Raw genomic sequence first — 22,359 nt, 5'->3', positions numbered from 1 at the left:
AAAGCAATGTTAATATACTTTATATTATTGAATATTTAAAATAATATATAATTATAAATTTGTTAACATTAATATCTATATGTTAAAATATAGTAGAAGATTACTATTAAAAAATAGGTTAAGCTCTATCTGGTGTAATTACTTTAAACTTAACCTAAAATATGTGTATATTTAAACAATAAGGCAGTTTACAATAAAGGAAATGGAGATAAAATCATAATGGAAAAGTTATACTATACAAATCAGTATATAAGAGATTTTACAGCAGAAATAATTGAGATAAGAGAAATAGAAAATAAGTTTCATGTTTTGTTGGATAAAACAGCGTTTTTCCCTGGTGGAGGAGGACAATTTGGAGATTTAGGAAAAATAGATAATTATGAAGTAATAAGTGTATATGAAGAAGATAAAAAAGTATATCATATATTAGATAAAAAACCAATAAAGATACATAAGGTAAAGTGTAGTATTGATTGGGATAGAAGAGAAGATGGTATGCATCAACATTTTGGACAACATGTACTCTCAGGATGTTTTTTTAAGACTTTTAATGCAAATACAACGGGTTTTCATTTAGGTAATGAGTACAGCACAGTGGATATAGAGGGTAATTTAGATGAAGAAAAAATTAGAGAGATAGAGTTGCTTGCCAATGAAATTATTCATCAGAATATACAAGTAGAAACATTACTTCCAACTAAAAGAGAATTAAAAAAAATTTGGTTAAGACGTGCTTTACCAAACACAAATGAAGAAATAAGGGTAGTAAAAATAGGTGACTTAGATACAAATGCGTGTTGTGGAGTACATCCAACATCAACAAGTGAGCTTAGAATGATAAAAATAAAGAAATGGGAGAAGCATAAGTCTAGTACAAGAATAGAGTTTTTGGCTGGTAAAAGAGCTGTAGATGAAGTATTAAAAAGGGATATATATTTAACTAAAATCTGTAGATATTTAAGTTGTAGTGAAGAAGATGCTATAAATGGAATTGTAAATTTAAATGAGAAAGTGGAAGATTCTCTAAGTAAAAAAAGAAAACTTGAAGAAATAGTAGCTAAGTATCAAGTTAAAGAAATGGTTGAAAATGCAAATAAGATTGGAAATATTTCAGTTGTTAAAAAAATTTATGATGAAGAAGATTTAAAATATGTAAATAAAATTGCAAATAAAATTACAGAAGATGAAAATAAAATTGCATTATTAGCTGTTAGATTTGAAGAAAAAATAAACTTGATTTTTGCATGTTCTAAAAATTTGAAGGCTGTTAATATGGGAAGTTTATTGAAGGATGCAATAAGTCTTATAGATGGTAAAGGTGGAGGAAGTCAGGTTTTAGCTCAAGGTGGGGGAAAAAATAATGGTAACTTAGAATCTACCTTCGATTATGCATTTATGAAACTAGAAAAATTTTTATAATGTATTATTACAAAGAGATTAATGTAATACGTAAAATAGATATGGGGGAATAAGTATGGAACAAAAGGACTATATAGAATTATATGAAAATGAAGAACTGATAGAGATAAGAGAAGCCCGTTTAGATGATTTGGATATAATAGCGAGATTTAATTATAATTTAGCTAAAGAAACAGAAGGAAAAGAACTTGACATGGATGTTTTAACTAAAGGTGTAAGGGCGCTGTTATTAGATGAAAGAAAAGGAAAATACTATGTATATACAGTATTTGATAAGGTTGTTGCACAGATTATGTATACATATGAGTGGAGTGATTGGAGAAATGGAAACTTTCTTTGGATTCAGAGTGTATATGTAGAGAAAGAGTATAGAAGAAAGAACATCTTTAATTATTTATTTAATCATATAAAAAATATGTGTGATAGAGATGAAAATATTGTTGGCATGAGATTATATGTAGAAAAAGAAAACATAAATGCAAAAGCAACATATGAGTCTTTAAATATGTATGAATGTGATTATAATATGTATGAATATGAAGTAATAAACCAGTAATGTAAATATAAGATGTAATAAACCAATAATATAAACTTATACTATTATTATATTAAGATTATAAGTTTATATTGGGTATATTGAGAATTGTATGAAATAAAGCAGATATTATAATTAAATTTTTTAGGGGGTATAAGTATGGGCGTTTTAAAAGTCATGTTTTATGTATTTTTGTTTTTAGATTTAGTATCAATATTCTGTTTCTTTTTTAATAAAGGCAAGATAGCATCTAACACAATTGTATTTAATGCAATAGGTGTATATACATTTGTACTTTGTTTCATGTATTTTAGTTCTTATCCAAGTAATAATATTCTTGGTAAATTTATTGCATCTCTCTTTTTTATACTTGGAGTTGCAGGAGTTATGCTTAAAGAAAAAAATTTTTTATATGCTAGATTACTTTTAACTTTGGTTATTGTTTGTTCTACACTTAAATTGTTTGTCATTTAATAAAATGTATCTATAATGAAATTTATGAAGGTCTATATTTTAAAGTATAGACCTTTTTAATATGTTTTAATTTAACACTTAAGGAAAATTTAAGAAAATTTTAAAGGCATCTTAAACACTTGTTGGCATTATTAAAATATTAGAAGAGAGAAGGTGTTATTATTGAAAAAAGACATGTGTAGAACTTCAGAAAAATTATTATTATCAATTATATACATAATATTTTTTGTATATGTTCTAATAACTATAAGGATAATTTTATTTAAAGATGTACCAATTTATGCCATTTTCAAGGGTGGATTTAGGTCTGTCAACTTAATTCCATTCTATACAGTATGGGAATTTATGACAGATAGTAACATTAGTCTTATAAGAGCTATTGCAAATATCATAGGTAATATTGGTATATTTATTCCAATGGGAATTTTTCTTCCTGTAGTATTAAAAAAATTAGATAAAAAAACTATAATTATAATAATTTCTCTTATTAGTTTAGGATTTGAATTAATACAATATATTTTAGCTATTGGAAGCAGTGACATAGATGATGTGCTTCTAAATTCATTAGGTGGGATACTTGGTATTATTATTTATACAAAGGTGACCAAATTATTTCCTAATAACATTAAGAAATTCCAAGCCATAATAAGTACAAGCATAGTTTTGGGAGTAATAGGATTAGGTGTCATTGTTACAAATTACCAAAGCTTGTTAACTTTTAAACTCAAGCCAGATAAACAAGTTTCAAGAATATTAGTTGAAGAAAATAAGGAAATAATTAAAGATATAGATAAAAATGAGGGAGATATAATTGGCTCATTTGAAAGCTTTAAAAATGGTGTATTAACTATTAAGGCAGCTTGTAATAATAATATAAAGAGTCCAGATAATTTAATGGATAAGAATGGTAATATAAAAGTTTATCTAAGTAAAAATACAAAACTAATATCCTTTGTAATCACTGAAGGAGAGAATAAAGATATAATTAGATATGAAGAATTTGATGCTAAAAATTTGCCTCTGTTAAAGAAATCTGATACATTTGAGATTTGGATTGATAAGTATAATCGACCAAAAGATGAACATGGAATTACAGCTGCTAGATTATTAATCGGATTAGATGAATAGAATATCCAACAAAAAAGAATAACAAAAGTAAAAAACGAAAAAACTATTTCTACAATTATTTTTACATTATGCACAAAAATATATCAACTATTGAAGGAGTAGAGATAAATTATGGAGATAATAAAATATATTTTGTATTTTTTTATATATTCATTTCTAGGATGGGTAGTAGAAAGTGCAGGATGTTCTATAGCAAGCAAAAGGATAATCAATAGAGGTTTTTTAAATGGCCCAATATGTCCTGTTTATGGTTTTGGAGCAGTACTTGTGATATCAGTATTAGGCAGGTTTGACAATATAATTATTTTATTTTTGATAGGAATGATTTTGACTACAATACTAGAATATTTTACAGGATTTATTTTAGAAACATTATTCCATGCCAAATGGTGGGATTATTCTGACCAAAAATTTAATGTAAAGGGAAGAGTCTGTTTAAAAAATGCAATATATTTTGGAATAATGTCTGTTGTAATAATAAAATTTATACATCCCTATATAGAATACATTGTGAGTACTATTCCGTATAATATATTAATTTCAATAGTGGTAATTACGACTTTATGGACAATTGTGGATTTAATTGTTACTATCATATCACTTAAAAAATTAGACATGAAGCTCAATTTATTAGATGAAATAATTACAGACCTAAATGGTATAAACATGAAATTGGATAAGTTTGATAGAAGAGAGATACAAGCTTTATTTAAAACAATAAATAGTGAAGAGTTAGAAGCCAGAGAAAAATTAAACAAAATAAACAGTAAATTAGACCGTATAGAATCTAATATTATCTTACAAAAAAGAATTATCAAGGCTTTCCCAGATATAAAACATAAAAAACAACAAGAACAATTACAATATTTTAAAGAAATCATTAATGATAATAAAAGATGATAAGATGATTTAATTAGAAATAAATGGAAAAATAGTATTTATAAGATAATTTGCAAAGAACTCTATTATAATAGAATAGAGTTCTTTATTTTTTGGAGAAATAGAGTTGATTTGCTGAAAATAAAATATATTATCTCTGAATAACAAATATTTTGAAAATTATAAAAACATATATTGACAATTTGTGTCAAAAATACTAACATTAGTATATAAAGAATTTTATATAAAAATATCTTTATAAATTGCAATAATTCTAAAAATATAAATTTACTTAAAGAGGGGAATGATTTGCCAATGAGCGAGATAACTAGTCAAATGATAAGTACAGAAGAAAAAAAATATGTTGCTAAGACTCAAAAAATACCTTATTATCCAGTAGCATTTAAATCAGGTGAAGGTGCGATGTTATATGATTATGAAGGTAATGAGTATGTAGACTTTTTAGCAAGTGCAGGCTCTGCAAATGTAGGTCATGGAAATAAGGAAATCTCACAAGCAGTTAAAGAACAAATGGATGATATCACACAATATACACTTGCATATTTTCATAGTGATCCTCCTGTAAAGTTAGCTGAAAAGCTTGTGGAAATAGCCCCTGGAGATAATGATAAGAAAGTATTATACAGCGCAACAGGCTCTGCTTGTATAGATGCTGCTATAAAATTAGCAAGAGGATATACTGGAAGAACAAAAATAATATCTATGTGTGAATCATATCATGGAAGTACTTATGGAGCTATATCTATATCTGCATTAAGTACAAATATGAGAAGAAAAATGGGTCCATTATTACCAGAAGTTTATCACTTCCATTATCCAGATAAAAATAGAACTGCCAAAGAATGTTTAGATGAAATGGAATATGCTTTTGCACACTACTTACCAGTAGAAGAAGTAGCTGCAATATTTATAGAACCAATTGCAGGAGATGCAGGAATAATAGTGCCTCCAGTAGAATGGATTAAAGGATTAAGTAAAATATGTAAAGAAAATGGAATACTACTTATAAGTGATGAAATACAGCAAGGTATGGGAAGAACAGGTAAATGGTTTGGTATAGAAAATTTTGGTGTTGAAGCAGACCTTATAGTTCTTGGAAAATCTGTTGGTGGAGGATTACCTTTAGGAGCAGTTGTTGGAAGAACAGAAATAATGCAAAGTCTTGATGCACCAGCACATCTATTTACTTTAGCTGGAAATACAACAGTATGTGTAGCTGCTTTAAAATCTATAGAAATAATTGAAAGAGAAAATTTACTTCAAAAGAGTATAGAAATGGGAGATTATATTAAAGCAGGATTTGAAAAACTAAAAGAAAAATACGATATAATTGGAGAAATAAGAGGCTTAGGTTTATCTATAGGAGTTGATATAGTTAAAGGAAAAGGTTCTACTGAAAAACATCCAGATGCTACAGCTAAGATATGCTACAGATGTATACAAACTGGTTTGATAATGATATTCTTAGGACAATCCACTTTAAGAGTACAACCACCTTTAGTAATAACTAAGGAACAAGTAGATAAAGCAATGAGTATTATAGATTCTGCAATAGATGATTATTTAAATGGTAGAATTGGTGACGAAGTTTATGAAGTAACTCAAGGTTGGTAAAATAGATATTAAATAAAAAAGAGTTATCTCAATTTTAGAAAATAATTTCTGAAATGAGATAACTCTTTTAAGTTACCCACAAGTAAGAAGATTAGTCGATTCATTAAAGGTTATGTTTTGGGTATTACTTTTGTGAGTATTAGAAACAGTATTGCGAGAGTAGTTACTCTTACTCGAACTATCTGTCAGTTTTGTTATAATCAAAATTGCTAAAAGAATAAAAATTACTGTGTATAAAGCAATAACATATGGTTTTCTTTTATATTTGTATTTGTTATTAAAAAAAGAATGTCCATAATTATCTTTATTGACCTTATGTTTATTTATATTTGTATTCTTTTTTTTGTTATTCTTCTTTTTATCATCCTTTTTTCTATTTTTAGGGTAAGGAATGACTTTGTGTGTATCATCAAGTTTGACATTTTTATTTTTTTGAATATTGTTTTCTAGGCTAGCTTTTTTTTCTCCAAATTGAATAGTTTTATTGGTATTGTTGTTATCTTTCAATGTTAATCTCCCTCCCTTAAACTTTCCCTTTAGATAATATTACTACTAACCTATAGAATATACAATAATAATATACAACGAATAAAATTTTATAAGTATAAATCTCTTTCCCCACGTTCTAAGGCAGTCATATTGTTAGATACGATGTTTCTTATGTCTTCTCTTTCTATCTTAGATATTTCTTCAGTAATAAGTTTTTTACCCATAGCTTTAAGTTCTTCGTCACCATAATCAATTAAAAATTCATTCAATGTAGTAAGTGCATTTGGTGTGCAGACATTGTGAATTTGACGACTCTTAGCCAAACTCATAAATCTATCTCCAGTTCTACCTTTTCGATAACAGGCTGTACAGTAACTAGGGATATATCCATCAGTGATTAATTCCTTAAGGACTTCTACAGGGCTTCTGTGGTCTCCAACCTCAAATTGTTCTGTATTGTCACCATCTTCATATGCTTTATATCCACCAACACCTGTTAGAGAACCTGCACTAACTTGTGATACACCATATTTTAGTAATTCATTTCTCATTTCAGCAGTTTCCCTAGTAGACATTATAATTCCAGTAAAAGGAACTGCCAATCTAGTTATAGCTACAATTTTTTTGAACATATCATCAGAAACTAAATGAGGGAAATTTTCTAAACTCATACCCTCAGCCTTTTTTAATCTAGGGAAAGATATAGTATGGAATCCTACACCAAATTTTTCTTCTAGGTGTTCATTATGCATCATAAGTCCTAAAACTTCAAATTTAGGGTCAGCTAGACCAAATAAAACTCCTGCACCAACATCATCAACTCCAGCTTCCATGGCTCTATCAAAAGCTGTTAAATGGTAGTAGTAATCATTTTTTATAGACTGACCATGCATCTTTATAAATGTTGGTTTATGGTAAGTTTCTTGGAATAGTATATAAGTTCCTATTCCTTTTTCTTTTAGTAGTTTATATTCTTCTACACTAGTAGCTGCTATGTTAACGTTTACCCTTCTTATGTTTCCATTTTCATTATATGTTGAATAAATTGCATCTAAGCAGTCTAATATATAATTTATATCACAATTTTTAGGGTCTTCACCAGCTTCTAAAGCAAGTCTTTTATGACCCATTTTTTCAAGTATTTTAACTTCTTCTCTTATTTCGTCCATAGTAAGTTTTTTTCTTTTAAATTTATTACATGTATTGAAACCACAGTAAACACATTCATTTACACAGTAGTTTGATACATAGAGAGGGGCAAATAAAACCACTCTATTACCATATATTTCATTTTTTATTTGCCCAGCTATACTAAATAATCTATCAAGTTGTTTTTTATCTTCTACTTCAAGAAGTGTAGCTATATCTTTATAACTAAGTTTTTCTCTTCTATCAGCCTTATCAAGTACTTTCTCAATATCATCAGAAGTTGAATTTTTTGCATCCTCTAACAAAGAATTAATAAGTTCATGTTTTATGAACATTTACAAACGCCTCCATTCAATATTATCACCACGAGAGTAGTCAACTTTAAGTCCTAGTGACTTGATATTTTCCTCTAAACTCTGGTGATATTCACAAGCTTCTTGACCAGTAAAGGCTTTGTTATCATAAAGAGAATATTGTTTTCTAAATTCTTGAGGAGAAAGGTTTGGCATAATTACATTACAACCAGCTAAAAGACCTGCATTTCTACCACTAGGGTTTATAGATGCAAGAGCTGTTGTAGCAGGTAATAAGACTTTTGGAAGTAGAAGTCTTGTAATTGAAAGCATAAGTAGTGTTTTTTCTAAATCACCATGTTTATAATCTTTAAAGATTGTATCATGATGTGGGATAAAAGGTCCTATACCAACCATATGAGGATTTAACTCTTTTAGGTATAATAAGTCACGAACAAGGTCCTCATTGCTTTGGAATGGTGACTCAACCATAAATCCAGCACCTACTTGATAACCAATTTCCTTGAGGTTTTTAAGGCATTCTTTTCTAGTTCTAAGTTCAATGTTTGGCGGATGTAATTTTTTGTAATGGCTGTCTGTAGCAGTTTCATGTCTTAAAAGATATCTATCTGCACCACTTAAAAAGTATTTTTTATAGGAGTCATAGCTTTTTTCTCCTAATGATAATGTTATAGCACAATCCTCATATTTATTTTTGATACTTGAAACAATCTCACATATCTTATCATCAGTAAAATATGTGTCTTCACCACCTTGTAAAACAAAAGTTCTGTATCCTATCTTATAACCTATATCACAACATTCAAGTATTTCATCCGTTGAAAGTCGATATCTTGTAATATTTTTGTTAGAAGATTGTATACCACAGTAGTAACAATTGTTTTTGCAGTAGTTTGTAAGTTCTATAAGCCCTCTTAAGTAGACTCTATTTCCATAGTGTTTATTTCTCATATCGCTAGCTTGCTTGTAAAGATAGTTTCTCAAATTTTGTTCAAAGTTATATTCTTCATTGTCGATATTCTCTATTAAGTATAGTAGTTCATCAAAGCTTAGTGAATTAATGCTGTAAAGTTTATCTATAAAGTATTTAATCTTATTTTTAGTCATATCTTAGTATGTATTTATTAAATATATTTAAATTTTTAGTAATTGAAAAGTTCAAGGGATCTTTCCAAAATACCTTTTGTATATGCTATTAAAATACCATAGTTTACGATAGGTACATTGAAAGATTTTGCCTTTTCTATTCTAGATAACATTCCAGCTCTATTCATCATACAAGCTCCACAGTGAACTACAAGTGCATATTTAGTTATATCTTCAGTGAAAGATACTCCAGAACTAAATTCAAAAGTAATATTTTTACCAGTTTTCTTTCTAATCATATTAGGGATTTTAACTGTTCCAATATCATCAGTTTGTCTGTGATGAGTGCAACCTTCAGCCATCAAGACCTTGTCACCATCTTTTAAATTTTCTAAAGCATAGGCACCATCAATTAATTCTTTAAGGTCTCCTTTTTGTCTAGCGAACAATATAGAAAAAGATGTAAGAGGAATATCTTTTGGAGTATCTTTATCCACTTGTGGAAATACTTGAGAGTCAGTAATAACAAGCTTAGGTTTTTTACCTAAATTAGATAGAGTTTCTTTTAAGCTATCTTCTTTTGTAACTATAGAAATTGCTCCAATATCCAAAATATCTCTTATAACTTGCTGTTGAGGAAGTATAAGCCTACCTTTTGGAGCTGCCTTATCTATTGGAACAACTAAGACAACTAAATCATTTGGCTCGATTAAATCTGATACCAATTTAAACTCATTACTGTCTTTAGGCAAAACCTTTATTATTTCATTTTTTAAATCTTCAATTCCAATTTTATCTGTTGATGAGACAGAAACAACTGGACATTTAACTTTATTTTTAGTTAAGTTTAAAATTTCAGATTGATTTTTAATTGTATCAATCTTGTTAAGTACTAAAATGTGAGGTATATTTTTATCATTAAACTTTTCAATTAGTGATAAATCTTCTTTTGACACACCAATTTGGCAATCCACTACTAGTAAAGCTATGTCTGTCTTTTCTAAAATATCTAATGATTTGCTTATTCTAAGCTCACCAAGTTCACCAACATCGTCAAGACCAGCAGTATCTATAAGAACACAAGGTCCTATAGGAAGGATTTCCATTGGTCTAAATACTGGGTCTGTAGTAGTTCCAGCAATATCTGATACTATTGCAGCACTTTGATTTGTTATAGCGTTTATTACGCTAGATTTACCTGCATTTCTTTTACCAAAGAGACCTATATGTACTCTTATTGATTGTGGAGTAGAATTTAGACTCATTTGTACTCACCACCTTAAATTTCTTTTTTTGATATACTAGTTTTTACAGATACATGAGGTATATTTCCCAATTTACCAGTCAAACTATTGATAATATCCATTTCGCCAACAACTGCTATACATACAATTGAGACACCTTCTTCTTCACAAGGAATTCCCATTCTACCTTTAATAATACCTTTAAAAGTTGATACAACTTCATTAAATTTAAGCTGACATTCTTTTGGTTCTTCCAAAATAGCACTTATAACCGCAACCTTTTTCATAAATATCCTCCTAACTCAGAAAATATGTTCTTAAACAAATCCAAAATCAAAAAACTTTTCTTTTTAAAGAAAAGTTTCTACAAAAGAAAAGTTATTAATTACACAATTATAATGTGCTATATTAAACTATTTCCTTACAGATTAGATAACTCTTTTCTGGTAGGGTTAGCTTGTAAAATTTATTTTAACAACAATTAGCTAAAGAAAATTTTTATACAATTTGTGTGAATCATATAAAAATTAACTAAAGAAAATTGAAGTTACTTATATAATAGTAGTAAATCGAGATTAAGTCTATAGAAAAACCAATTTTTGTATAAAAATAAAAATAAAAATTGGTTATTTACAAAGAAATGACTTTAATAAAATATATAGTTAATTATTTTTTTAGCATGTAGTTTATAAGAAGTTTTAGAGTATTTTCAATTGCTTCTATATGAGTTCTTTCGTAGTGGTGGCTATTATTTGTTCCAGGGCCAACACAAGCTATTTGAACATCTTCTCCCCAACGAATAGCCTCTGAAGCATCTGAACCATAAAAAGTAAATACATCGACAGCATAATCTAAATTATTATCTTCTGCAACATCTACAAGTTTATTTCTTAAACTAAAATCATATAGAGATAAGTTATCTTTTGCAACTATAGTTACACCATGTTCACTAGATGTTTGACTTGGTCCAGTAGGTGCTATATCTATTGCTATAAATTCTCTAGTTTTTTCAGGTAAAGCTTTAGAGACACCATGTCCAATTTCCTCATAATTACTTATATAAAAGTTAGTAGTATGCTTAGGTATTAAGTTGTTTTCCTTAAAGTATCTAGCTATTTCAAGAACCATTGCTACAGCTGCTTTGTTATCTATATATCTAGATTTTATAAAACCAGATTCTGTAGTTTCAAAACGATGGTCTAGACATACAAAATCTCCAACATTTATTCCCAAATCCAAAACATCCTGTTTATTAAATACTTTTTCATCAAGTCTAATAATCATTGTTTCTTCATTTCTTTCAGATGCAGCTTTTGTCTGTCCATATATATGAGTAGAAGCGTATTTAAACACAACACTTCCTCTAACTTTTTTACCTTTTCTAGTTATAACAGTGCAATTTTCACCTTCTATAGCGGCCCAACAACCACCACCGACTTTATGGTATTTAAGAGTACCATCTGGTGATATTTCTTTTACCATAGCACCAAGTGTATCCATGTGTGCAGATATTGTTATTTGATTTGAATCATCTTCACCAGGAAGAGTAGCTATAAGAGCACCTTTTTTTGTAAGAGTAGTATTAAGACCTAAAGTTTCAAAATCCTTTTTGCTTTCTAAAACTGCATTTTCAGTATATCCAGCTGGACTTGGTATATCAAGATACTTCTTCATCAAATTTATAGTATTAGTTAAATTTAAATTCATATTATTTCCTCCTAAAAAATGTATATTCATACAAATTATAACATAAATACGAATGTTCTGAAAACTGTATTTGAAAGAAAAATTTCTAAATCTATTAAAAAAAATAATATATAAGGTAAAATTAATTTATATTATATGGGTTTAAGTTGAAAATAGTTTTATTGTATAAATAATAAAAATAAATAAAAAACAAATAAACAAATAAAAACAAATAAATAAAATATTTAGTTTAATTCTCTTTACAAATAAAGATTTTAGTAATAAAATAATTTTTGAAAAAGATTTTAAATTCAGAATATTCATTTTTAAAGTAATTAATCTGTAAACCTTTATTAATATGTGTAAATAGTTGGTTATATATGTATTTAATTAGCTAAATATAAATAAAAAAGTTTATTTTAATTATTTTCATTATTGGGAAAAAATTTATTAGGAATTATAAAAAATCTGGATTACTTAGAAAAAGAGAGGGTGTGTATAATGTGATTGAAAACGGATTCGTATTTTGTAGTTTTTTAGTTGTATTTGTAGGTGGCATTTTTTACATGGTTGATAAATTAAAATGGAAGATATTCGATGTTATTAATCCAATGCTTTTAATTTATTTAGGGGCTGCTATACTTGCATCATTTGGTTTATTTGCACAAAATGAAGAAGTTGGTATCTATCAGAATATAATAACCGTAAATTTTCTACCATTAATGTTAGTATTCTTATTAATTCAATGTGATTTAAGAAAAATATTAAAAATGGGCCCTAAAATGTTATTATCATTTTTCTGTGCTACATTGACATTTATGCTTGGGTTTGTTATAGCCTTTATAATTTTTAAAGGTTCAATGGGTGCAGATTCATGGAAAGTTCTTGGTGCAGCATCTGGGTCATGGATAGGTGGTTCATCAAATATGATTGCAGCAGCTAATGCTTTAGGTGTTGCAGAAGAAGGGCTTAGTTATGCAATACTTATGGGTTCTATAGGATATACAGTATGGATGTCTGTTTGTCTAATGTCTGTAAAATTTGGACCTAAATTTAACAAATGGACAAAATGTGATACAAGTTTTATAGATGAGGTTACAGCAAAGCTTGAGAAAGAAAATAAAGATAATACAGCACCTACGTTTGTGGAACTTATGACTTTATTATCTGTTGGATTTGGAGTTGCAGCATTTGCACAGATTGTATCTAAGATACTTCCAACTTCAGGCATACTTAATGAGACTATGTGGGTAGTACTTGTTGCCTCTACAGTATCAATACTGTTAGGTATGACTAAGATATCAAAACTTAAAGGAAGTACATTAGTAGGAAATGTGTTTATGTACTTGCTTCTTGCAGCAACAGGAAGTAAAGCAAATTTCTTTGGACTATCAGAGGCTCCTGTTTACATAATGTTTGGATTAGTAGTAGTTCTTGTACATGCCATTTCATTTATAGGACTTGCAAAACTATTTAAATTAGACTTATTTACTTGTGAGGTAGGAAGTATAGCTAATATAGGTGGTGTAACTACAGCACCAATGATTGCTGGGGTTCATAATCCAGTATTAATCCCAGTAGGTGTACTTATGGGGCTTTTAGGAAATGTTATAGGAACTTATTGTGCTCTTATAGTTACTCAAATATTACATATGTTAGCTTAATAAAATTATAGTATAAAGCTAAATAATTCATATCAGAAAAGTTATTTCAATTTAAGCATAAGCTTTTATCGAAATAACTTTTTTTATTTGGCAAAATAAGTCGTTTTAAAAAGTTGTTTTGACATATTTAGTGAATAATATTGTAAAAATTACCAATAACGATATATATTTAATTTTTATATTGAATCGAACGTTTGTATGATGTATAATAAATATATAGAACGAATGTTTGCAGAACGAATGTTTTTTGAAATTATTTTAATAATTTATGAATATATATCACAATGCATAAATATATTTAAATATAAAGATAAAAAGAATTTAAAGGAGTGTTGATAACTTATGATAATTCCATCAAGAAAAATACAGGATATAACATTAACAAATTTAAAAAATGGTGAAGTGACTTTAATTGAATTAGATGAAATATATAAAAAGATGGGATTTTTATTTGTTGTAAGTGAAGGCAAATTGAAAAAAATAAAAAAGGAGAATCATCATTAAAAATGCATAAAATAAATACTATAAAATTTTGTAAAACCTAACTTATGTAGAATATAAATACTTAAGTTAGGTTTTTTGTGATAAAATCTGTGATTACTTGAGTTTTAGAAAGCAGTACAGTATTTTATAGACTAAAAAATAAATGAGTTTAAATCTCAAGGGCATAATACTGCATAAGAGGTGATATTAATGAAAATAGTAACCTACAATATTCATAAAGGTATGGATTCAAATAATAAATTAACATTATCTAAAATGGGAATATATTTAAAGAACTTAAATTGTGATGTAGTTTGTTTGCAGGAAGTGCTATACCCTCAATTTTTAGCTTTAAAGGCTGTTTTAAATATGGATGGTGTATTTGCCACAAATGTAAAAAAGGTAAATATGCTATATGGAATTTGTACATTTACAAAATTAAAAATATTAAACAATAATCATTTTTTTTTAACTAGTAAAAAAGAACAGCGAGGAGCACTTTGTATAACTGTAGATGATTATGGAAGAATTATAAATATTATAAATGTTCACTTAGGTTTAGATAGAGAAGAGAGAGCAAAGCAACTGGATGAAATAATAGACTATAGAAATAGATTAGTAGGAGCTGTTGTTTTATGTGGTGATTTCAATGAAAAAAATATCTCTTTAGATATGTTTAGTGATATGGCTGTTTGTCTAAATAAATCTCAGTTTGCAACCTTTGAAAAGTCAAATTCTAGGATAGATTATATTTTTGTTGATAGAAAAACTGAACTAAAAGGATATATAGTAGAGAAGATTTATTTATCAGACCATTATCCAGTAATAGGATATATTTAATTTTTAATGTAACTTAATCAATATTCGTAAATAAAGGGTAAATTTTTTATTAAGGTATAATTAAAAAAATATAATTAAAAAGTGTCAAAAAGAAATCTAATTATAAGACATAAATTTACAATAAAGTTACATTTGCTTAAATACCTTGTTTAAAAAAAGCTATTCAAATATAATCTAAAGTAGTTTTGAAAGGGAAACTTTAATAAGCAAAATTAAGATAAATTAAGTTAGTGTTAAAATGAGGTGAATTTATGAGCAGAAGTACAACAAGGGTTTCAAAATTAGGAAAAGAAAAAAAACGAAATTTTATAATAGTGTTAGCAGTTTTAGCTGTAGCGATTGGTGTGTCTACTTATTTTTTTAACAACAAATTTCTATATAATGGGAAAATAGCTAAAAATGTATATATAGAAGATATAAATGTATCTGATATGAGCAAAGAGGAAGCATTAAAAGCTGTAACAGATAAGTATACTCCAGAAGTCCTGAATCTTACTTATGAAGGAAAAGATTATAAAATATCTCCAAATGATATTGATTTAAAATATAACACAGAAGAAGTTGTAAAAAATGCTTATGAGAGTACAAAAAAAGGTTCTTACTTTCAAAACTTAAAGAAGTATATTGATATAAGAATAAATAAGCTAGCCCTGAAAATAGAATCTGGATATGATGAGGCAAAACTTAGTGCTCAAGTATCTTCAGTAGCAGATAGCATCAACGTTAAAATGAAAAATGCTTCAGTTAGTGTTGGAAGTGGTGGATTAAATTACACAGAGTCTGTTATAGGTAGAGAATTTGACTTGGCATCAAATAAAGAATCTATATACAACATGATAAAAAATAAAGAGCATAAGCCTTTAGAACTAAAAGTAAACCTTCAAAAACCAGATATAACGACAGAACAAGTAAAATCTGTGAATTCTGTTATAGGTCAATATTCAACAACATATTCTCAATCTGTATCAGGTAGAGCATATAATGTGGCATTGTCAGCAAGAAAAACTAGTGATGTTTTACTAATGCCAGGTGAAGAATTTTCATATAATAAGCTTACAGGGCCTAGCAATAAAGCTAATGGTTACAAAGATGCACCAGTTATAGTTTATGGAAAATTAGAGCAATCAGCAGGTGGAGGCGTTTGTCAAACATCTTCAACAGTTTATAATGCAGCTCTCCTTTCAGGTATGGAAATAACACAAGTTACAAACCACTCATCTGCATCTACTTATGTACCAAGAGGTAGAGATGCTACGGTAAGTGATGGAGGATTAAATTTAAAATTTAAAAATCCATATAACCATCCTGTATATATTAAAAATTATGCAGGTGGAGGAAGTGTATCATCTATAGTATATGGCAATTCTGGTGATAAACCAAATATATCTATAGAAGTAAAGAATACTGGAAAAGATAAATATTCTACATATAGGGTGTATAAAGACTCAAATGGAAAAGTCATAAAAAGAGAACATATATCAAATAGTTCTTATAAAGAATTGAAAAAATAGATTATTTTTTAGCTTAATATTGAATTGATACAAAAAACAAGAGAGTTGATAACTCTCTTGTTTTTTGTATAAGAATAGACTTATTAATTGTCGTTTTGATATTAGAATCATTAATATATAGAAAATATTCCTATATATTGGTATAATTATAAATAGATTTAGTTATATAAAATGTATGAGGAGGTGACAGGGTTGAATTTTATAGGCAATAGGTATGAGGTAGTAAATTCTGATGACGTTTTAGAAATTAACAAAATCTATAAAGCTAGGGATGTTTTTTACAGAAAAAATGTGTTAATAAAAGTTATAAAACACAATAACTATATTTGTGAAGATTTTGTATCAAATTTAATTGATGAAAGTACTGCTTTAGATGAAATAAACTCTCCTTATATACTAAAAATAATTGATGTTGGGATTCATTGCACAGAAGAAACAACATTATATTATATTGTAAGTGAAGACTTTGATGGTATTGGCCTAGATGAATTAATTCTAGGTAATTATCTTCATCTAGAAGCAATTATAAATATAATGATACAAGTTTTAAAAGCTTTAGAAATGATACATAGAAATTATTCATATCATGGCAGTTTAAAGTCAAGTAGTATAATGGTGAATACAGAATATAATATTAAAATTTGTGATTTTGGAATTACAAAAGCAAATAATGGGGTTAATACAAGAAGCTATGGAAATAGAAGATATTTATGTCCACATCAACTATGTATAAACTATACTGATAGAGAGAGTGATTTTTTCGCAACAGGTCTTATTTTATTTGAGTCTATATTTAAGAAATTACCTTTTGGAGAAGCAAATTCAGAAGAAAAAATGTTACAATTGATTGATAAAGGGCTAGATTGGAATAGTATAAGAGCAGTTAATGGAAACATAGAACTTATAAATGTTATAAAAAGACTGCTTGGTAGAAATAATAAATATACTAGAGCTAATGATATTATTGTTGACCTTAGTAAGGTAATGTATGAAAAAGCATATATAGAGGTTGAAGATAAATTAGAAGAAGAACCAAAAAAAATTGTTCAGGTTAGAAAAGAAGATAAAAGTAAAGTGAGAAGAAAATTACATAAAAAAATTGTTGTTGCTGGCTTAGCTATAGTTATGATTTCAATGATTATTATAGGTTCTATAATATAAAAATTATATATTGTACATTTTAAAATAAATGTCTATAAATAATATACATATAGATTAAAATTTTAGTATTGTTTTAATTATGAGAGGAAGTGGTTATTATGTTAGCAAAAAATAATGAGGTGTTAAACGTTTAAGAGTATTTTAACAAATAGCCACCTGCTTTTGTAGTTTAAAATAAAAAAGCTGTGGCTAAAAGTCACAGCTTTTTGCTACTTTTTAAAGGCAGGAGTATATTAAAAAGGAGCAAAGTATGAGTGAAATAAAAATAATAGCAAGTAACAAGTGTTGGATTGAAGATATAGCAAAGAAACAACTTGAAGATATTTTAAAATTGAATGGAGTTTTAAGAATAGTAGGATTGCCTGATTTACATGCAGGTAAAATACCTGTGGGCCTAGCAGTTGAAACCAAAGATATTATCTATCCACATATAATTGGAAATGATATAGGTTGTGGCATGACTTTATTTAAAACTGGAATTTCCAAAAAGAAATTTAAAAAAGATAGATGGATTAAACGTCTTTATGAAATTAAAGATTTATCTGATATAAAAATAATAAATCCATATGAAGAGGAATGCCCAATATCAAATTTGGGGACTATTGGAAGTGGAAATCATTTTATAGAATTTCAATGTGTAAATAAAATTCACAATAAAGAAAAATTTGAACTATTAAGATTTTCATCTGATGACATAATGATGTTAGTTCATTGTGGGTCAAGAAATTACGGAGAAACCATACTTAAAAAATTTTATAATAAAAATGGTATTGAAGTTGGAAGTGAAAAAGAAAGAGATTATATGATAAATCATGATAAAGCTTTAATCTGGTCAGAGCGTAATCGTGAAATTGTTAGTAAAAAAATCATGCAATCAATAGGTATATCTAGAGATATTGAAAAAATATTGTCTATAAATCATAATTTTATAGAAAAAAGGGAAGATAAATTCATACATAGAAAAGGTGCTGTTTCAAGTGAAAGAGGAGCTGTAATTATACCTGGTTCAAGAGGAAGTCTATCATATATAGTTATGCCTACTGAAAATACAGAACTGTCTTTATATTCTCTATCACATGGAGCTGGTAGAAAATGGTCTCGTTCAATTTGTAAATCTCGTCTTAAAAACAAGTATAATAAAGATACTATAAAACAAACAAAATTTAAAAGTCATATTCTATGTAATGATATAAACTTGTTATTTCAAGAGGCTCCAGAAGCATATAAAAATATAGAACAAATTATTGAAAGTTTGATAGAATATAAGCTTATTCAAGTAGTGGCAACTATGAAACCACTAATTACTTATAAAGGGTAATTTTAAAAATTATATTAAATTATAAATAACTGATTTTATTAAAGCATATTAAGAATGCTTTGATACTATCAGTTATTTTTTTGTTTTTTGTTAGGGTTAATAATTTAAAGAACTTAACTTCATAATATGTAATCTTTATAAAATTACATTCTGTAAGAAATGTTGGGTATAAATGAAAGAATAAACATTGTTTTTATTTTAATAGTGAGTATTATAGGTGTTTTATTATGTTAAAAGATAAATAAATTTATTTATATTGACACTAGGATATAATTTATGAAATAATGTTAAAGTGACTAAAATAGTTAAGTAAAAATAGAAAAGGAGCAGTGTTTTATGAAAAAGAATACTAACATTAGTGAGTCCGGGGTTAGACTTCTTAATAAATAAGGAGTTTAATGAACAATAATTCCTTATTTATTAAGTCGATTACAAATAATTATTATAAAAATAAGTGAAATAGTTATTTAAAATTCATGACTTATAAATAAAGGAGAAAGTAAAATAATGAATAGTAATACAATTGAAAGACTACAACTAAATGAGGTTAAAGAATTAATAAAAATACATTGTGTAAGTTCACTTGGAAGAAATTTAATAGACAAATTAACTCCTAGTGGTAATATTGAAGTAGTAAGAAGGAAATTAAAAGAAAATAAAGAAGCTAGAAAAATAATTGAAAATAGTAATCATATACCACTTGAAGGGTTGTTTAATGCAGGTTCTACAATAGATAAAATTGAAAAAGGAATGATAATAGAACCTATTGAACTTGTAAATATAGAGGATTTTTTAAGAGGTTGTAGGAAGATGAAAGCTTTTATGTTAGACAAAGAATTTTATTCGCCTACATTAAGTTCTTATGCTTTAAATATAACAGAATGCAAAAACATAGAGGAAGAGATAAACTACTGCATAAAATCAAATAAAGTTGATTCTAATGCCAGTAAAGAATTAAAAAAGGTAAGAAGAAATATAGAAGTTACAGAAGGAAAAATAAAAGATAGATTAAATAAGTTTATAACATCAAGTATAAACAAAAAGTATATACAAGAGTTTATAATAAGTAAAAGAAATGATAGATATGTAATACCAATTAAATCTTCTTATAAAAATGAAGTTAATGGTACTATATTAGATACTTCATCAAAAGGAAATACTGTATTCGTTGAACCAATAAGTGTGTCAAATTTAAGTACAGAATTGACTATGTTAAAAGCTGACGAGACTATTGAAGAATATAAGATATTATCTTATTTAACAGAGCTTATATTTGATAAAATAACTCAGATAAAGTTAAATATAGAAATACTTTCTGAATATGATATGGTATTTGCAAAAGCTAAATATAGTCAAAAAATAAATGGTATTACTCCAAGAATAAACAACAATGGATATACAAAAATAATCAAAGGTAAGCACCCACTTTTAACAGGAGATGTGGTACCTTTAGATTTTGAAATAGGTAAAAGTTATAGAAGTCTTGTAATAACAGGACCTAATGCAGGTGGAAAAACTGTAACTCTTAAGACTGTTGGTCTATTAACTTTGATGGTTCAATGTGGTTTTGATATTTCTGCTAAAGAAGACAGCGAACTAAGTGTATTTGAAAAAGTGTTTGTAGATATAGGAGATAATCAAAGTATTGAAAATGCTCTAAGTACTTTTTCATCACACATAAAAAATATTGCAGAAATTATAGACTCATCAAATAATTCTACGCTTGTTCTATTTGATGAGATAGGTAGTGGAACTGAACCCAATGAAGGAGCAGGACTAGCAATATCATTGCTAGAAGAGTTTTATAGTATGGGATGTATAACAATAGCATCAACTCATTATGGCGAAATAAAAAAGTTTGCTAATTTGCATCCAGAATTTGAAAATGCAGGTATGATGTTTGATAAAGAAACTTTAGAACCATTATATAAATTAACAATAGGAAAATCTGAAGATAGTAATGCTCTTTTTATTTCTAAAAAGATGGGAATAAAAAATAAGGTATTAAGTAGAGCTAAAGAATATATAACTGATAGAAACTACAATTTAGATTTAGTTAAGAGAAGTAAATTAAAATCCCATACTGAAAATAAAGATAATGTTGAATTTATTTCCAATTATACAGAGTATAATACAGGTGATAAAGTAAAATTATTGGATGAAAATGACTTTGGAGTTGTGTATAAACCTAGAGACAAATTTAATAATGTAGAAATATTATTTAAAGACAATTTTGTTTTAGTAAATATAAAAAGATTAGAACTTAGTATAAAAGCAGAAGAGTTATATCCAGAAGGATATGATTTAAATTCATTGTTTACTAGTTTTAAAGATAGAAAATTAGAAAAAGACATTCAGAGAGGTTCAAAAAAAGCTCTTAAACAGATTCAAAGAGAAATTAGAGAAAATAGAAAACAAATGTAAAAAACATAAATGACTATTTAAAATGTAAATAATTATTTTACAAAACATGAGTAATAAATGCGATTATTTTTGCGTATTTTACTCATGTTTTTTTGTGTGTAAAAATTTATACTTTAAACATAGATGAAATAATATTAAAGGAGGTATAAATATGGATGTTCTATTATCTGTAAAAGATGTAACAAAGACTTACAGTAAAAATAAAAAACCAAGTTTGAATCATGTTTCATTCGAGGTAAATTCTGGTGAATTTGTTGGAATTATGGGAGCATCAGGTTCTGGAAAAACAACTTTACTAAATGTATTATCTACAATAGATAGTGTAAATAGTGGTGAGATAGTAATTAATGGTGTAAATTTAAAAGAATTAAATAATAACTCTACTGCGGATTTTATAAAGTATAATATTGGATTTATATTTCAAGAATACTTTTTGATTGATAGTTTGAATGTTTTTGAAAATATAGCTGTACCACTTACTTTAAAACATATGCAAGCAAGTGAAATCGAAGATTCTATCAAGTTATTGACAAAACGTTTTGGAATAGATTCAACTTTGTATAAGTATCCAAATGAGTTATCTGGTGGTCAATGTCAAAGGGTTGCTGCAGCAAGAGCTATTATAAAAAAACCATCTATAATACTTGCAGATGAGCCAACTGGAGCACTTGACTCAGTATCAGCAAATGAGTTACTAAAAACACTAAGTGATGTAAATCGAGAATTAAAAACTACTATATTGATGGTAACACATGATGCTTATGTAGCTAGTTTTTGCAGTAGAATTTTGATTTTTAGGGATGGTCAAATTATAGATGAACTTCAAAAAAATGAAAAAAATCATAAAGATTTCTTTGAAGCTATAGTTAGCAAGACCAGTAAACTAGAAGAAATATATTAGTATACATTAAAAGGAGATA

The 22,359-nt window shown here is 27.2% G+C and carries 20 protein-coding genes; 14 read left to right on the top strand and 6 right to left on the bottom strand.

Annotated elements, in window-relative coordinates; genetic code table 11:
- The first annotated feature begins 219 nt into the window (after positions 1 to 219).
- From IC214_RS18785 to IC214_RS18760, 6 genes are all read left to right on the top strand, one after another.
- Positions 220 to 1,419 carry a DHHA1 domain-containing protein gene (locus IC214_RS18785; RefSeq protein WP_227835444.1) on the top strand — a complete coding sequence of 400 codons (1,200 nt, stop codon included), beginning with the start codon at positions 220 to 222 and terminating at the stop codon, positions 1,417 to 1,419.
- 55 nt (positions 1,420 to 1,474) lie between these two features.
- Entirely contained in the window at positions 1,475 to 1,975 is a 501-nt protein-coding gene (locus tag IC214_RS18780) for a GNAT family N-acetyltransferase (RefSeq protein ID WP_227482532.1), read from the top strand.
- A gap of 138 nt (positions 1,976 to 2,113) precedes the next feature.
- Positions 2,114 to 2,428, top strand: a complete 315-nt coding sequence (locus IC214_RS18775; protein WP_227482533.1) for a hypothetical protein — start codon at positions 2,114 to 2,116, stop codon at positions 2,426 to 2,428.
- 162 nt (positions 2,429 to 2,590) lie between these two features.
- On the top strand, positions 2,591 to 3,556 hold the full coding sequence (locus tag IC214_RS18770; RefSeq protein ID WP_227482534.1) for a VanZ family protein: 966 nt from the start codon (positions 2,591 to 2,593) through the stop codon (positions 3,554 to 3,556).
- A gap of 111 nt (positions 3,557 to 3,667) precedes the next feature.
- A complete protein-coding gene (locus tag IC214_RS18765; protein WP_227482535.1) occupies positions 3,668 to 4,456 on the top strand; it encodes a putative ABC transporter permease in 789 nt (262 codons plus the stop codon).
- Positions 4,457 to 4,750: 294 nt separating this feature from the next.
- Complete coding sequence (locus IC214_RS18760; RefSeq protein ID WP_227434812.1) at positions 4,751 to 6,070, top strand: aminotransferase class III-fold pyridoxal phosphate-dependent enzyme; 1,320 nt, start codon at positions 4,751 to 4,753, stop codon at positions 6,068 to 6,070.
- Between the two features lie 72 nt (positions 6,071 to 6,142).
- Here IC214_RS18760 and IC214_RS18755 read toward each other — a convergent pair whose 3' ends face one another.
- From IC214_RS18755 to IC214_RS18730, 6 genes are all read right to left on the bottom strand, one after another.
- The gene (locus tag IC214_RS18755) at positions 6,143 to 6,577 is read right to left on the bottom strand and encodes a hypothetical protein (protein WP_227482536.1); all 435 of its coding nucleotides are present in this window, start codon (positions 6,575 to 6,577) and stop codon (positions 6,143 to 6,145) included.
- A gap of 89 nt (positions 6,578 to 6,666) precedes the next feature.
- Positions 6,667 to 8,043: a [FeFe] hydrogenase H-cluster radical SAM maturase HydG gene (hydG, locus tag IC214_RS18750; RefSeq protein ID WP_227482537.1), complete on the bottom strand. Its 1,377-nt coding sequence runs from the start codon at positions 8,041 to 8,043 to the stop codon at positions 6,667 to 6,669.
- A complete protein-coding gene (gene hydE, locus IC214_RS18745) occupies positions 8,044 to 9,129 on the bottom strand; it encodes a [FeFe] hydrogenase H-cluster radical SAM maturase HydE (RefSeq protein ID WP_227434809.1) in 1,086 nt (361 codons plus the stop codon).
- Between the two features lie 35 nt (positions 9,130 to 9,164).
- Positions 9,165 to 10,373: a [FeFe] hydrogenase H-cluster maturation GTPase HydF gene (hydF, locus tag IC214_RS18740; RefSeq protein ID WP_227482538.1), complete on the bottom strand. Its 1,209-nt coding sequence runs from the start codon at positions 10,371 to 10,373 to the stop codon at positions 9,165 to 9,167.
- A 14-nt stretch (positions 10,374 to 10,387) separates the two neighbouring features.
- Positions 10,388 to 10,639, bottom strand: a complete 252-nt coding sequence (locus tag IC214_RS18735) for a TM1266 family iron-only hydrogenase system putative regulator (RefSeq protein ID WP_227434807.1) — start codon at positions 10,637 to 10,639, stop codon at positions 10,388 to 10,390.
- A 379-nt stretch (positions 10,640 to 11,018) separates the two neighbouring features.
- Positions 11,019 to 12,059, bottom strand: coding sequence for a M42 family metallopeptidase (locus IC214_RS18730; RefSeq protein ID WP_227855281.1), 1,041 nt, complete (start codon positions 12,057 to 12,059; stop codon positions 11,019 to 11,021).
- A gap of 482 nt (positions 12,060 to 12,541) precedes the next feature.
- Between IC214_RS18730 and IC214_RS18725 the strand changes: the two genes are divergently transcribed.
- The 8 genes from IC214_RS18725 to IC214_RS18690 all read left to right on the top strand — a co-directional run bounded on the left by IC214_RS18725 (position 12,542) and on the right by IC214_RS18690 (position 22,340).
- Entirely contained in the window at positions 12,542 to 13,702 is a 1,161-nt protein-coding gene (locus IC214_RS18725) for a DUF819 domain-containing protein (protein ID WP_227434805.1), read from the top strand.
- Between the two features lie 342 nt (positions 13,703 to 14,044).
- Positions 14,045 to 14,206, top strand: coding sequence for a hypothetical protein (locus tag IC214_RS18720; RefSeq protein ID WP_227434804.1), 162 nt, complete (start codon positions 14,045 to 14,047; stop codon positions 14,204 to 14,206).
- A gap of 189 nt (positions 14,207 to 14,395) precedes the next feature.
- Positions 14,396 to 15,025: an endonuclease/exonuclease/phosphatase family protein gene (locus tag IC214_RS18715; RefSeq protein ID WP_227434803.1), complete on the top strand. Its 630-nt coding sequence runs from the start codon at positions 14,396 to 14,398 to the stop codon at positions 15,023 to 15,025.
- Positions 15,026 to 15,276: 251 nt separating this feature from the next.
- Entirely contained in the window at positions 15,277 to 16,536 is a 1,260-nt protein-coding gene (locus tag IC214_RS18710; RefSeq protein ID WP_227866893.1) for a VanW family protein, read from the top strand.
- Between the two features lie 183 nt (positions 16,537 to 16,719).
- The gene (locus IC214_RS18705; protein ID WP_227866922.1) at positions 16,720 to 17,697 is read left to right on the top strand and encodes a protein kinase domain-containing protein; all 978 of its coding nucleotides are present in this window, start codon (positions 16,720 to 16,722) and stop codon (positions 17,695 to 17,697) included.
- A 250-nt stretch (positions 17,698 to 17,947) separates the two neighbouring features.
- Complete coding sequence (locus tag IC214_RS18700) at positions 17,948 to 19,015, top strand: RNA ligase RtcB family protein (protein WP_227482542.1); 1,068 nt, start codon at positions 17,948 to 17,950, stop codon at positions 19,013 to 19,015.
- A 507-nt stretch (positions 19,016 to 19,522) separates the two neighbouring features.
- The gene (locus tag IC214_RS18695) at positions 19,523 to 21,439 is read left to right on the top strand and encodes an endonuclease MutS2 (protein ID WP_227866892.1); all 1,917 of its coding nucleotides are present in this window, start codon (positions 19,523 to 19,525) and stop codon (positions 21,437 to 21,439) included.
- Between the two features lie 151 nt (positions 21,440 to 21,590).
- Positions 21,591 to 22,340 carry an ABC transporter ATP-binding protein gene (locus IC214_RS18690; RefSeq protein ID WP_227866891.1) on the top strand — a complete coding sequence of 250 codons (750 nt, stop codon included), beginning with the start codon at positions 21,591 to 21,593 and terminating at the stop codon, positions 22,338 to 22,340.
- Positions 22,341 to 22,359 lie beyond the last annotated feature (19 nt).

It is taken from the genome of Clostridioides sp. ES-S-0190-01, assembly GCF_020658275.1.
GTDB lineage: Bacteria > Bacillota > Clostridia > Peptostreptococcales > Peptostreptococcaceae > Clostridioides.
Note: the sequence above shows the minus strand (reverse complement) of the source record. Positions and strands in the feature narration are given on the sequence as shown.